This window comes from Actinomycetospora flava (genome assembly GCF_037400335.1).
In the GTDB taxonomy this organism is placed as follows: Bacteria; Actinomycetota; Actinomycetes; order Mycobacteriales; family Pseudonocardiaceae; genus Actinomycetospora; species Actinomycetospora flava.
On sequence record NZ_JBBEGM010000002.1, the window covers coordinates 289,305 to 302,879 of the forward strand.

Consider the following 13,575-nt stretch of genomic DNA (forward strand, 5'->3'; position numbering starts at 1 on the left):
AGTGTCCGTAACGCCACGCGCTCGCTTCGATCTTGAGTGCTCAGGCCGAAGCCGGCTCGTACCGCACACGCGGCGCGGGAAGGAGCGCGGCGGTCGCCAGCGCGTCGAGGACGTCGGTGTGCAGGCCGTCGGGGTCGTCACGCCGCTGAGCCGGACGCACACTCAAGACCTGCAGGCCGGCTGCTCGGAGGCGGCGGTGGTAGGTGAGGGTCTCCTGCACCTGGTCCGGTGTGGCGAAGTGGTGCTCGACGGAGTCGACCTGCAGGACGAATCCGAGGTCCTTGACGAATCCGTCGGCGATGGCCAGGAACCGGCCGTCCTCGTCGTAGAGCTTCACGTTCCACTCGATCTCCGGCAGGTCGGCCCACTGGTGCCAGAACTCCCGGAGCTCGTACTCCGCCGCCGACCAGACGCCCTCGTCGACGGCCGCCAGGACCCGACGCGGAGCCGCCGATCCCTTGCGGCAGCCGTGATCGAGTTCCTGGAGCAGGTCGGCAGGGGTCGTCTTCCATTCCCGCACGGCTTCGGCCAGGACAGCGGAGATCGCCGTGAGGTCCTTCTGGCGTCGCGACCAGTCGGTGAGGCAGCGAACGACAGGGGCGACAGCGAGCCCGCCGCGTTTGATCGGCTTCGGAAGGCGCTTGGTCCGCTCGATCACGATCTTCGGCGTGCTCAGGACCCGACGCGGATCGTGGATGAGGACGTGCACGGTCGTCGGATCGTCACCGCTCCGGATGCCGTGGTGTCGGGCTCCGCCGAGTCCGGTCAGCATGGCCCCTTCGCCCGCGTAGACGAGCGCCGCGATCTCCCATTGCCGGTACGTGGGCTCCCCGCTGGACAGGAGGAACGTCGCCGGTGCCATGAGCTGCCACGGGCCGTCCTCCTGGGTTCGCCGGTACGCCGTGCGCTCCGGCACTCCCTGAGCAGTCAGCTCGTCGATCGAGATGACGCCCTCCCAGCTCGCAGCGCGCAGCCGCTCCAACTCCTGGGCCCACTTCCCTCGTCGCACGGATCGAGGATCGCGAACCCCGTACGAGCGTGTGCGCCGTTTCGGGTCGCCTGTGGACAACTTCGGGCACGTCGTTCTCGCGATCCGCGGCCTGTGGATCGAGGCGGTCGCATCGAGCGCGTGGCGTTACGGACATTCAACGTCTGCAGCGCCACGTCGCTGACAGGAGGCGGGGCTACGATCCCGGCCGGAGACGATCGATCAGCCGGGTAGAGCCCGGGGCGGGCAGAGGCAGGCAGAGGAGGCGCCGTGACGGGTCCGCCGGCCTTCCTCGCCGACACGCCACCGGGTGAGGCGCTGCTGTTCCTCTCCGCCCACCTCGACGACGCCGTCCTCTCGTGCGGCGGGCTCATGGCCGCCGTGAGCGGTCGGCATCCCCTGCTCGTCGTCACGATCTTCAGCGAGGCGGGGGAGCCGCCGCACACGCGGGCCGCGCGGACGTTCCTGCGCCAGTGCGGTGCCGACGACGCCGCGTCGCTGTTCGCGCAACGCCGCGCCGAGGACCGGGCGGTGCTCGACGGGCTCGGCGCGCGCACCGAGCACCTCGGCGAGGTCGACGCCCTCTTCCGGCGCCGCGACGTGCCGGCGCGCGTCGAGAGGATCGGTGTCCCCGAGCTCGTCCACCGCTACCCGACCTACCGGTTCGACATCGCCCTCGGCCGCGTGTCGGCCGGCGACCGGGAGCTCGTGGAGGCCGTGACCCCGCGCGTCCGGGCGCTCGCCGACGAGGCGGGGGCGCGCACCGTGTTCTGCCCGGTCGGCGTCGGACGCCACGTCGACCACCTGCTCACCCGGCGGATCGGCGAGGCCCTGGGTCTCCGGGTGATCCACTACTCGGACTTCCCCTACGACCTCACCCACCCCACCGACCCGGCCTTCCTCGCCGGCCACGGCACCACCAGGCGCGCCTTCACCGACGGCGCCGCCGACCGCGAGCGCCTGGTCCGCGGCTACGCCACCCAGGTCGACGCCCTCTTCCACGACGGCACGATCCCGGCGACGCCCGAGATCTACTACCCGGCGAGCGTCCCGTGATCCAGCCGCTCGACCCCGACCTGATCGACCCCTGGGACGCGCTCGCCCTCCGCACGGGCGCCCCGGTCTTCGCGCGCCCCGGCTGGCTGACGGCGTGGGCGGACGCGTTCGGCAGGCGCGACGATCTCCGGGCCCTCACGGTGCACCGCGACGGCGCGCTGGTCGGCGTGCTCCCCGTGACCGCCGGCCCGCTCGCCGTGCGCACGCCGACGAACTCCGAGACCGCGCTGATCGCGCCGGTGACCGCGGACGACGACGCCGCGGGCGAGCTCGCGCAGCGGCTCCTCGCGCGCCGCGTCGGCACGGTCGATCTCGATGCCGTCCTCGCCGACCACCCGCTGACCAGGGCCGTCCGCGCAGCAGCCGGGAGCACCCCGGCCACCGAGACCGTCCGCTGCTCGTCGCCCTGGGTCGACACCTCGGGCGACGCCGCCGACTTCCCCCAGCGCCTGTCGAGGAACCGCCGCCACGGGCTCAAGCGCCTCGCCAAGCGCCTCGCCGAGGCCGGCGAGGTCTCCTTCGACGTCCACCACGGTCGCGAGGAGGACCTCGGCGAGCTGCTCCGGGACGGCCTGCGCCTGGAGGCCCGCGAGTGGAAGCTCGCCGCCGGCTCGGCGATCGCGTCCAGCCCCGCCCGCGTCAGCTTCTACACGCAGGCGGCGCGGTGGGCCGCGGACGCCGGTGTCCTGCGCCTGGCCTTCCTGCGCCTCGACGGGCGGGCGATCGCGTTCGGCTACTGCCTGCAGCAGGGCCCGACGCTGCACTTCCTCAAGCTCGGGATGGACGACGACCACGCCAAGCTCGGGCCCGGCATGATGATCACGAAGCAGCTGATCGACCACGCCTTCGCCCAGCCCGAGGTCCGCGAGCTCGACCTGCTCGGCGAGAACGAGTCCTACAAGGCCGACCTCGCCAGCGGCGTGCGCGAGCAGGTGCGCCTGCGGGTCTACCCCACGCCCGGCCTCGGCACCGTCCAGCGCAAGGGCACCGAGGCGGTCGCCGACCTCCGCAAGGCCGCCGTCGCCCGCCTCTCCGGGCCCACGCGCGAGCGCCTCCTCGCGCTCAGGAACCGCCTGCAGCGCTGAACCCCACCCGGGGAGCGGGGGATCACCCCACCCCGGGAGGCGGGTCCCCACCGCCGGTCGGCGGGTCGGCACCAGTGGCTCGACGGCGATCACTCACGACTCTGGTTCCTGCCAGAACGGATCGCAGATCGCCCCAGGAGCCCGCCGTGAACGCCGTGACCGCCACCCGCCGGGCCGCCGACCTCGAGATCGTCATCCCCGCGTACAACGAGGCCGAGCGGCTGCCCCGCACCCTCGAGGCGACCGCCGCGTTCCTCGCGCGCCAGCCGTGGGACGTGCGGATCGTGGTCGTCGACAACGGCAGCGTGGACGACACGGCCGAGGTCGCCCGCCGGGTCGCCGCCCGCTGGGCTGGGACCGTCGAGATCGAGGTCATCGGCTGCTCGACCAAGGGCAAGGGCGCCGCCGTGGCCCGCGGGCTGTCGACGAGCACCGCGCGGTTCGTCGGGTTCATGGACGCCGACCTGAGCACGCCGGTCGAGACGCTGACCGCCGCGATGTACCACCTGCAGATGGGCGCCGGCGCCGTCATCGCCTCCCGCCACGCCCCCGGCGCCGCGTTCGCCGAGCCGCAGCCGCTGGGCCGCCGCGTGGGCGGCGCCGCGTTCCGGGCGCTGAGCCGCTCGCTGGTCCCCGGGGTGCACGACTCCCAGTGCGGGTTCAAGTTCTTCTCCCGCGAGCTGGTCGTCCGCGCGCTCGAGGAGTGCCGGGTCACCAACTTCGCCTTCGACGTCGAGCTCCTGCGCCGGGTGCGCCAGGCCGGCGGCGACATCGTCGAGGTCCCGGTGACCTGGACCGACGACGCCCGCTCCACCTTCCACCCGGTCCGCGACGGCATCCCCAGCTTCCTCGCGGTCCTGCAGCTGCACGCGGCCTGATGCGCAGCACGTGAGCGATATGGGTCGCCCCGGCGACCCATATCGCTCACCTGGGCGCAGCCCCTGGGGGGAGAACCCCACCCCGGTCGGCGGGTCCTCCCCGCACGGCGGCGGGTCCGCACCATTCGATCACCGGCGCGAGCGGAGCAGGGTCGTCCCCAGCAGCAGGAGAACGGCCCGAGGAGCACACCATGAGCGCCACGCAGATCATCGACCTCGCCGCCGAGCGTCGCGCCCGTCGCGAGGCCCCGGCGCCGTCCGACCACCAGATCGCCCGCCTCGCCGGCCGCCACGTGCTGGTGCTCAACTGGCGCGACGTCCGCCACCCGCAGGCCGGCGGCGCCGAGCAGTACATGCACGAGATCGCGCGCCGCTGGGTCGCCGCCGGGGTCCGGGTCACCTGGTACGCCGCCCGCCCCGAGGGCCTGTCGCGCCGCGAGGTCGTCGACGGCATCGAGATCGTCCGCTGCGGCGGCGAGCTCACCCTCTACCCGCGGGTGCTCGCCCGCCTGGCCCGCACCCGCGGCCGCTTCGACGCGATCGTCGACTGCCAGAACGGCATCCCCTTCTTCTCCCCGCTGGTCGCCGGCGACCTGCCCGTCCTGCAGGTGCTGCACCACGTGCACCAGGACCAGTTCGCCACCCGCTTCCCGGCCCCGCTCGCCGCGCTCGGCCGGTTCCTCGAGGGTCGCGCCGCCCGTCGCGTCTACGGCCGGCGCACCGTCGCCGCGGTCTCGCCGTCGACGCGCCGCGAGCTGCGCCGCCGGCTCGGCTTCCGCGGCCCGGTCGCGATCGTCCCCAACGGCAGCGCGCCGTTGCCCACGCGGCGCCCCCAGCGCGCCGCGGCCCCGACCGTCGCGGTGGTCAGCCGCCTGGTGCCCCACAAGCGCGTCGACGTGCTGCTGGGCCAGGTCGCCGAGGTCGCCCGCGCCGTCCCCGGCCTGCAGGTCGACATCGTCGGCGACGGCCCGGAGCGCCCGCGCCTCGAGGCGCTCGTCGCCGAGCTCGGCCTGTCCGGCACGGTCACCCTGCGCGGGTTCGCCCCCGACGAGGTCCGCGACGCGATCGTCGGCCGCGCCTGGGTCACGACGTCCACCAGCGACGCCGAGGGCTGGGGCTGCACGGTCGTCGAGGCCGCCGCGCACGGCGTGCCCTGCGTCGCCGTCGACGTGCCCGGCATCCGCGACTCCGTCGTCGACGGGGTCACCGGCCGCCTCGTCCCGGACGTCAGCGCGATGGGCGCGGCGATCACCGAGGTCCTCCGCGAGCTCGCCGACGACGACCGCGCGACCGTCTGGGAGTCCGCGTGCCGCGAGTGGGCGGGTGCGTTCACCTGGGAGCGCAGCGCCGACCTGCTCGCCGGCGCCCTGCTCGCCGACGCCCGCCCGGCCCGCTCCGACCTGGCCACCGTCGCCCGCTTCCGCCGCCCCGCCGGGGTCGACGCCCACGCGCTGACCGCGGGCCTGCGCAGCACCGACCAGGTCCACGTCGAGGGCAACGAGGTCGCGGTCCTGCTCACCGGCTGCGACGAGACCGACGCCGCCGCCGTGCTCGCGCGCCTCGGTGTCACGGGCGCGCAGTTCCGCCTCGCCGAGAAGCGCGACCTGCTCGCCGGCCCCTCCGCGAGCGTCGGCGTCGCGGCGTGAGCGGCCGAGAATTCGGGACTGTCCGTGACCGGGAGTCAGGCTTTAGAGTGATGGATCACGAGCAGAAGGCGACATCGTCACCGTCAGTGGCGACGCCACACCATGGTCGGCGAGGGGGAGGTGGGGGCGTGCGCGACGGCCACCGCACGCCGCCCGGCTCCGGACGGCCCGTTCCCCCGCCGCGACCCGCGGGCCCGCCGACGGGGCGCCCGAACGGCCCGGCACCGGGCCGCCCGATGGGTCCGCCGCCAGGCCGTCCCGGCGCCCAGCCCGGCGGCCGCCCACCCCAGCAGCCACCCCAGCAGCCGCCGCGCGGCCCCGGTCCGCAGCGCCCCCCGGCGCCTCAGGCCCCTCAGGGGCCCGGCGGGCAGGGCGTCACCCCTCTCGCTCCCGGCACCCCGCCCCCGGCCCTGGGCGACCCGAAGGGCAAGAAGGACAAGAAGGACAAGGGCACGAAGGAGAAGGCCAGGACCGCGACGCCGGCCCCGGCCGGCGCCCCGTCCGCGGGCACGATGCTGGTTCCGCTCGCCTCGCGCGAGAAGCTCGGCGAGCTGACCGTCGGGCGCGCGTGGCCGCTGACCATCGCCATCGGGGTCGTCGCCTTCGTCATCCGGGCGATCGGCCTCGGGCGCGCCAACGACCTGTTCGTCGACGAGCTGCTCTACGCCCAGATCGGCAACTCGGTCGCCGACGGCCACCTCCCGTCGTTCGAGAACAGCCCGTTCTTCCTGCACCCGGTGGGCTCGTTCCTGCTCGACGCCGTGTTCATCAAGGCCTTCGGTCTGGGCTCGCTGCCGGTGATGGACCTCGTCTACGGGTTGCGCTGGCTCACCGCGATCCTCGGCGCGATCACCGTAGTGCTGGCCTTCCGCCTGCTGCGCAAGGTCACGCCGCTGCCGATCGCGCTCGGCGGCGCCGCGGTGCTCGCGTTCGACCCGTTCGTCCTGCGCAGCGACAGCCGGGTGATGCTCGAGACCCCGGCGACCATGTGGACGCTCGCGGCCTGGCTGCTGCTCCTGGGGGTGCTGACCAACCCGGCGGACGCGCGTGTGCGGCAGTGGCGCGAGGTCGGGGTCGGCGTCGTCTTCGGGCTCGCCCTGGCCACCAAGGACATGACGGTCTTCCAGATCCTGGTGCCGCTCGTCCTCGCGATCTTCTGGCGGAGGACGCTCGCCGCGGTGCAGGTCGGGCGCATCGCGCTCGGCGCCGCGGTGCCCTACGTCGTCTTCATCGCGGTGATCGCCGCGAACGGCCTGCTCGGTGAGTTCACCACCCAGAAGCTCAGCGGCGTCCGGCGGATGTTCGGCATCGACCAGATGACCGGGTTCCACGCCAGCAACGTCAGCCTGCTCGACCGCCTGATCGCGGAGCTCTCGCGCTTCGGCACGAGCTACGTCCTGCTGGGGCTGTGCCTGTTCGCGGGCATCGGCACGGTCTTCGCGAAGCCGACCGGCCGGCGCCTCATGGGGCTCATCGGGGTCTCCACCGGCCTGTTCGGGGTCTACGCGGCGTCCGCCGGGGCGCTCGAGGAGCAGTTCGGCTACTACACCGTGGTCGTCTCGGTCGTCGTCTGCGCGACCGCGATCGCCGAGCTCCGTGACCGCAGGCCTCCGCTGCGCCGCCCGCTCGCGGTCGCCGGCGCGGTCTTCGTCGCCGCCACGCTGGTGCTGGGTGTCACCGCCCGCCTCACCGTCGACGACGGCTTCCCGCAGGCACGGGCGTACCTCGACACGCTGCCGCCGGACGCGCGGGTCGGCCTCACCGGTCCCGTCGCCCAGCTCGCGTTCCTGCCCCGCCCGAACTGGGGCGACTGGCCGAGCCTGACCGCGATGCGGGACAACGACGCCCAGTACGTCCTGACCTCGCAGCGCCCGCTGCAGCAGGGCTACGGCGACGCCGCTCCCGAGGTCCTCACCTGGCTCGAGCAGAACGCCGAGCCCGTGTTCGTCGCCCACGGGCCCTCCAACGGCGACACCGTCGTCTGGAAGGTCGACCGGGCCGAGCTCGACGCCGCGATCGCCGCCGGTCAGGACGTGCCGCCGGTCTCCGAGAGCGGGTGACACCGTGGCGCACGGATGGTCCGTCGTGGCTCTGGTGGTGGCGCTGACCGCGGTCCTCGCGGGCTGCGGGTCGGGCGATCGCGCCGAGGCCCGCCCGCCCGCGGGCGGCCCCGCGTTCGGTGTGCTCGGGTCCTCGTGCGATCCGGACCGGATCGACGCCCTGCGCCGGGCCGGTGTCACGACGGTCATGGTCGAGATGCAGTGGGCCGCGACCGAGCCCGCCCCCGGCGCCGTCGACGCCGGGTACCTCGCGGGGGTCCGGCAGCGGATCGCGACCTGCGCCGGCGCGGGCATGCGGGTGGTGCTCGGGGCGGGCATCCACAACCCGCCGTCCTGGGTGCTGGGTCTGCCCGGCGCCGGCTACGTCGACCAGTTCGGCACGACGTCGTCTCAGGGCGAGGCCAACCTCGTGTTCAGCGCCGCCGCCCGGGAGGCGGCCGCCGACTACGTGCGCCGGGTCGCGGCGGGCGTCGGCTTCGAGGGCGTGGCGGCGGTGCGGCTGGTGGGGGAGCTCGGCTACCCGGCGCCGGCGGACCCCGTCCAGGGGCCCTCGTTCTGGGCGTTCGACGAGGCCGCGCAGGGCGGCCCGGGGCTGGCGGACGGGGTGTCGCCCTCGCCGATGCCCGGCTGGCTCCCGGCCGTCCCGGTCTGGCAGGGCGCGCAGGTCACCGACGAGCAGGTGGCGGGGTGGTACGACTGGTACACCGCCTCGCTGATCGGCAGCGTCGTCTGGCTCGCCGACACCTGGCGCGCCGCGGGCTTCACCGGGGACCTGCACGTGCCGGCGGCCGGGCGCGGGGTGCTCCCCGACGACCGCCAGGAGGCGATCGCCAGCCGTCTGGACGGCAGCGGCAACCCGGACGGTGCCCTCGGTCGGGGCCTGGACTACCCCCGGCAGTTCGGCGTCCTCGCCGATCTCGCCGGCCGGGGCCGCGTCCTCGTCGGCTACACGGGCCTCGACGACGACACCGCGACCCGCGCCCGTGCCGCCGACGCCCCGCAGGACACGTGCGCGCCCGGCGACACCCCGGAGAGCCTGGCCGCGGCGGGCCTCGAGCGCGGCGCGGCGCAGCGCTGGACGATCGCGGTCGCGCGCGCCGCGGGGCTCGGCGTCGTGGGCGAGAACCCGGGCCCGCCCGGGCCGACGACGGGCGGCTCGCCGTACTCGGACAGCGAGGCCGACCAGATGGTGCAGGCCGCGCGGTACGCCCGCGACTGCGGCGTCGAGGCGCTGTACCTGGCGTTCGAGGACGACCTGTTCACGCCCGGCTCGGGGGTCGACCCGGAGTCCTACGGGCGCGTCATCGCCGGGGCGGGGTCATGAGGATCCTCCACCTCGGCTTCGAGCACCCGCGCATGCCCGGCGCCGGCGGCGGGTCCCGGCGCACCCACGAGATCGACCGCCGGATCGCCGCACGGGGACACGGGGTCACCGTGCTCACCACCCGATACCCCGGGGCGACCGACGCCGTCGTCGACGGCGTGCGCTACGTCCCGGTGGGGCCGTGGACGGGGACCAACCGGCTGAGCCGCCTCGCCGGGTACGTGCTCGGCCTGCCCGCCGCCGTGCGCCGCCACCGCGCGGGCGCCGACGTGGTCGTCGAGGACTTCTTCGCGCCGTTCTCCACCATGGCCGCGCCGCGGTGGACCGGGCGCCCGACCGTCGGCGTCGTCCAGTGGCTGCACGCCCGGGACAAGGCGCGCCAGTACAAGCTGCCGTTCCACCTCGTCGAGCGCGCGGGCGTGCGCCGCCACCACCGTCTCGTCGCCGTCTCCGAGGGCACCGCCGAGAAGCTGCGCGGGCTCAACCCCGCCGCGCGGGTCGACGTCGTCGGCAACGGCGTCGACCGCGCCCTGCTCGAGGCTCCGGCCGGGGTCGGCCACGACGTCGTGTTCCTCGGGCGCCTGGAGCTCGAGGGCAAGGGCCTCGACCTGCTGCTCACGGCCTGGAAGAAGATCGGCGCGCAGGTCGGCGGCGAGCTGCTCATCGCCGGCGGCGGCCCCGAGGAGCCCCGCGTGCGGCGCTTCGCCGAGGAGCTCGGCGTCGAGAACGTGCGGTTCCTCGGCTGGTGCGACGGACCCGGGAAGACCGCGCTGCTCGCCGGCGCGCGGCTCGTCGTCGTCCCGTCGCGGCACGAGACGTTCGGGATGGTCGCGGTCGAGGCGCTCGCGACGGGCACCCCGGTCGTCGCGTTCGACATCCCATGCCTGCGCGAGGTGATCCCGCCCGAGGTCGGGTGGACGGTGCCGCCGTTCGACGCCGACGCCCTGGCCGCGCGCCTGGTGGACGCGGCGTCCGACGCGGACCGGCTGGCCGCCATGGGCGCCGCGGGGCGCGACTTCGCCCGTGCGTACGACTGGGACGCGCTCGCCGCGGCGCAGCTCGCGGTGCTCGAGGAGGTCGCCGCCGGTGTCCCCGACGTCGGCGACCGGATCCCCGAGCCCCGCGCAGGAGTAGGGACAGCCCCCGCCCCTCGGGGGTCGGCTCCCTCGTCGGTCGATCTCCCCGGGACGACGCTGGTCCCACCAGCGAACGGGGAGGGCGAACCAGGATGCGAGCGCTTCGAGGACACCAGTCCGCAGCCACCGGGACCGCCGTCCTGATGATCGGCATCGTGCTGACCGCACCGCTGAACTACGGCTTCGGGCTCGCCCTGGCGTGGCTGCTGCCCACCGCGGAGTTCGGCGTGGTGAGCGTGCTGCTGACCGTGCTGCTCCTCGCGACCTCGGTGCTCGCCGCCGGCTTCCCGTGGGCGCTCGCGCGCACGATCGCGAAGGCCGACGAGGACACCGACTCCGCCTTCCGCGGCGCCCTGCTCGGCAACGTCGGCCTCGGGGTCGCCCTCGCCGGCGGGTTCGCCGCCGTCCAGCTGACGACCGGCGCGATCCTGCCCGGCGTCGGTGCCGGGCTGACGCTGCTGGTCGCGGGCACGATCGTGCTGCTCGCGCTCGGCCAGGTCCTGGTCGGCGGGCTGCAGGGCGCCCAGCGGTTCACCGCCGTCGGCACCGCCCGCATCGTCGAGGTGATCGTCAAGGTCGTGCTCGGCGTCGGGATCGTCGCGCTGCTCGGCTCCGGCGCGGTGGGCGTCGGCTGGGCGCTGCTGGTCGGCGCCGCGGGGGCCGCCGGCTGGGCCTGGTGGACGCTGCGCGACCGCCTCCCGAGCCTGCGCGGCGCGGTCGCCGGCTGGCGCTCGTTCGCCGCCGCCGCCCCGATGGCCGCGGGCACCACCGGCTTCGGCCTCATCGGCACCCTCGACGTCCTGCTGCTCGGCGCGCTCGGCCACGGCCACGGCGTCACGTTCGCCGCCGTCGGCATCTACCAGGTGGCCGCGATCCTGGCCAAGGCGCCGTTCCTCGCCGGCAGCGCGCTGTCCGAGGCCGTCTTCCCCTTCATCGCCCGCTCCCGTGGCGCCGCCGAGGCGCACGGATGGTTCGTCACCGCGTTCCGCTGGGTCCCGCTGGCCCTGACGCCCGTCGTGCTCGTGCTCGTCGTGACCCCGGAGACGCTGGTCGGGCGCCTGTTCCCGGCCGAGTACCTCGCCGCCGTCGGCCCCACGCGCGTCGTGGCGATCGGCGCGCTCGGCCTGATCGTCGGCGACATGCTGCTCAAGGCGCTGTTCGCCCGCGGGTTCGCCGGGCAGGCCGCGGCGCGCATCCCGCTCGCCGCGATCGCGGAGGTCGCGACGATGGTGGTGCTGGTGCCGGGCCACGGCGCGATGGGCGCGGCCGCCGGGTTCGCCGTCGGCGCCTGGGTCGGCGTCGCCGCGCTGGCCTCGGTGTACGTGCGCCACCACCGCCCCGGCCGCGTCCGGGCCCGCGTCGCCGTCGCCTGGAGCGCCGCGCTCGCCGTGCTCGCCGGGCTGCTCGTCGCCGCCGCCGTGGCCGGCGCCGGGCTCGACCTGCCGTTGATCGTCCTGGGCCTGGTCGGCTACGCGGTGCTCGCCGTCCGGTGGGGCGTCGTGCCCGCGCAGGACGTCGCCCGCGTCCGCGACCTGCTCGCCCGCCTGACCCGCCGTGCGCCTGTCGAGGAGGCCGTCGCGTGAGCATCACCAGCCCCGCCCCCCGCGACGAGTGGCGCCGGCTCCTCGCCGCCGACCCGCAGGCGGTCGCCACCCAGACCCCCGAGTGGCTCGACTGCCTGTGCGCTCGGACCGGGCGGGAGACGAAGCGCAGCGGAGCTCGACCCTGGAAGACCGTCGACGCCAGCAGGCTCTACGACCTCCCCGGCGGGCGCCGGGGGGTCCTGCCCCTGGTCGCGAGGACCGTCGCCGGGGTGCCGGTGGCCGAGGAGTCGTTCCCGTACGGATGGGGCTACGGCGGGCTGGTCGCCGAGGGCGGCGTGACCGCGGACGACTGCCGCGTCGTGCTCGCCGACCTCGCGCGCCGCCCGGTGGTCCGCACCGGGGTGGTCCCGACATCGCTCGCCGGCGCGGCCTGGGCGGACGCCGCGCCGGAGCGGGCGATCCGCGTGCCGTACACCGCGCAGGTCGTCGACCTCTCCCCGGGCTACGACCACCTGTGGGAGAAGGTGTTCAAGCGCCAGGTCCGCAACTCCGTGCGCAAGGCCGAGCGCTTCTCGCTCGACGTCCGCCGCGAGCGCGGCGACGACCCCGACGGCGTGGGCGTCCGCGCGTTCGCCGAGCTCTACGGTCAGCAGGTCGACCGCTGGGCCGCCCAGCGCGGGCAGCCGCTGTGGCTCGCGCACCGGGTCGCCGCCGCGCAGGACCGCCCCGGCCAGGTCGCCGCCGTTGCGGCCGCGATGGGGGAGCGGTGCGTGGTGTGGTCGGCGTTCCACGAGGGCCGGCCGGTCGCGGTCAACGTCGTCCTCCAGCACGGGCGCCACGCGCTCGGGTGGCTGTCGGCGATGGACGACGCGCTGTCCCGCGAGACGCTCGCGACCTACGTCCTGCACACCCGCTCGTTCGCCGACGCCGCGGCCGAGGGCGTGCACTGGTTCCACATGGGCGAGTCCGACCCCGGCTCCGCCCCCGAGCGCTACAAGGCCTACTTCGGGGCCGCGTCGATCTCCTACGAGGCGCTGCGCTTCGAGCGGCTCCCGCTCACGCGCGCGGACAAGGGCCTGCGCCACGTCGTCGCCAAGGCCTCGGAGATCCACGCGAGGCGTCGGGAGGCTGCTCGTGACCGGTGAGGTGGGCCTCCGGCTCGAACGGTGGAGCTACAGCGTGCTCGCGCGCCTGAGCGGCTCGTCGGCGACCCAGGGCTACCGGCCGGGCGTCCTCACCGAACTGGTCACCGGCTGCTCCCCGCTGCGCACGCTGCGGGCGACGCTGCGCTTCCGCGCGCCGGTGCTGGTGGGTCGCGGAGCCCGACTCTCGGTGGCGCGGGATGCAACGGTGCGCATGGCCCCGGGCGCGGTGCTGTCCGTGGGCACGTCACCCATGCCACGCCGCACGACGCAGATCCGGGTCGAGCCCGGTGCCACGCTCGACGTCCGCGGTGTCGTGACCGTCATGAGCGGCTCGCACGTCGTCGTCGACGACCGGGCCCACCTCACGATCGGTGCGCAGACCTTCCTCAACACCGGCACCACGGTCTGGTGCGCGGAATCCGTGACGATCGGTGACGGCTGCGCGATCTCGTGGAACGTCACCGTCTCCGACAGCGACGTGCACCAGCTGGTCCGTCGCGGCCGCGCAGCCCGCAGGACGAGGCCGGTGACGGTCGGCGACCGGGTCTGGATCGGAGCCGGTGCCACCGTCCTCAAGGGCGTCGACCTCGGTGCGGGCAGCGTGGTCGGCGCGGCGTCGGTGGTGCGCGAGTCGGTCCCGGCGCGCAGCCTCGTCAGCGGTCACCCTGCGCGGGTCGTCGACGAGGACGTCTCCTGGGAGCTCTGACCCCGCG

11 protein-coding genes are annotated in these 13,575 nt (G+C 75.1%); 10 read left to right on the top strand and 1 reads right to left on the bottom strand.

The window, feature by feature from the left end; all coding sequences use genetic code 11:
- Nucleotides 1–40: 40 nt before the first annotated feature.
- The gene (locus WCD58_RS08070) at nucleotides 41–982 is read right to left on the bottom strand and encodes a hypothetical protein (protein WP_337701413.1); all 942 of its coding nucleotides are present in this window, start codon (nucleotides 980–982) and stop codon (nucleotides 41–43) included.
- 276 nt (nucleotides 983–1,258) lie between these two features.
- Here WCD58_RS08070 and WCD58_RS08075 point away from each other — a divergent pair, with 276 nt between their 5' ends.
- The 10 genes from WCD58_RS08075 (at nucleotide 1,259) to WCD58_RS08120 (ending at nucleotide 13,568) form a co-directional block, all read left to right on the top strand.
- Nucleotides 1,259–2,044 (top strand): PIG-L deacetylase family protein, encoded by a 786-nt coding sequence (locus WCD58_RS08075; RefSeq protein ID WP_337701414.1) that lies wholly within the window; start codon nucleotides 1,259–1,261, stop codon nucleotides 2,042–2,044.
- The gene (locus tag WCD58_RS08080) at nucleotides 2,041–3,129 is read left to right on the top strand and encodes a GNAT family N-acetyltransferase (protein WP_337701416.1); all 1,089 of its coding nucleotides are present in this window, start codon (nucleotides 2,041–2,043) and stop codon (nucleotides 3,127–3,129) included. Before WCD58_RS08075 ends, WCD58_RS08080 begins: the two co-directional genes overlap by 4 nt.
- A 146-nt stretch (nucleotides 3,130–3,275) precedes the next feature.
- Complete coding sequence (locus WCD58_RS08085; protein ID WP_337701418.1) at nucleotides 3,276–4,007, top strand: glycosyltransferase; 732 nt, start codon at nucleotides 3,276–3,278, stop codon at nucleotides 4,005–4,007.
- 191 nt (nucleotides 4,008–4,198) lie between these two features.
- Nucleotides 4,199–5,653 carry a glycosyltransferase family 4 protein gene (locus WCD58_RS08090; protein ID WP_337701420.1) on the top strand — a complete coding sequence of 485 codons (1,455 nt, stop codon included), beginning with the start codon at nucleotides 4,199–4,201 and terminating at the stop codon, nucleotides 5,651–5,653.
- Nucleotides 5,654–5,781: 128 nt separating this feature from the next.
- Complete coding sequence (locus tag WCD58_RS08095; RefSeq protein ID WP_337701422.1) at nucleotides 5,782–7,713, top strand: ArnT family glycosyltransferase; 1,932 nt, start codon at nucleotides 5,782–5,784, stop codon at nucleotides 7,711–7,713.
- Between the two features lie 25 nt (nucleotides 7,714–7,738).
- A complete protein-coding gene (locus WCD58_RS08100) occupies nucleotides 7,739–9,037 on the top strand; it encodes a beta-galactosidase (RefSeq protein WP_337701424.1) in 1,299 nt (432 codons plus the stop codon).
- Nucleotides 9,034–10,317, top strand: coding sequence for a glycosyltransferase family 4 protein (locus WCD58_RS08105; protein ID WP_337701427.1), 1,284 nt, complete (start codon nucleotides 9,034–9,036; stop codon nucleotides 10,315–10,317). The genes WCD58_RS08100 and WCD58_RS08105 overlap by 4 nt, the downstream gene beginning before the upstream one ends.
- 11 nt (nucleotides 10,318–10,328) lie before the next feature.
- The gene (locus tag WCD58_RS08110) at nucleotides 10,329–11,756 is read left to right on the top strand and encodes an oligosaccharide flippase family protein (protein WP_337701429.1); all 1,428 of its coding nucleotides are present in this window, start codon (nucleotides 10,329–10,331) and stop codon (nucleotides 11,754–11,756) included.
- Entirely contained in the window at nucleotides 11,753–12,862 is a 1,110-nt protein-coding gene (locus WCD58_RS08115; protein ID WP_337701431.1) for a GNAT family N-acetyltransferase, read from the top strand. Before WCD58_RS08110 ends, WCD58_RS08115 begins: the two co-directional genes overlap by 4 nt.
- Nucleotides 12,852–13,568, top strand: coding sequence for an acyltransferase (locus WCD58_RS08120; RefSeq protein WP_337701433.1), 717 nt, complete (start codon nucleotides 12,852–12,854; stop codon nucleotides 13,566–13,568). Before WCD58_RS08115 ends, WCD58_RS08120 begins: the two co-directional genes overlap by 11 nt.
- Nucleotides 13,569–13,575 lie beyond the last annotated feature (7 nt).

Coding starts and splice junctions, on each gene's coding strand:
- WCD58_RS08090 (WP_337701420.1), top strand. CDS start 4,199: ATGAGCGCCACGCAGATCATCGACCTCGCCGCCGAGCGTCGCGCCCGT.
- WCD58_RS08105 (WP_337701427.1), top strand. CDS start 9,034: ATGAGGATCCTCCACCTCGGCTTCGAGCACCCGCGCATGCCCGGCGCC.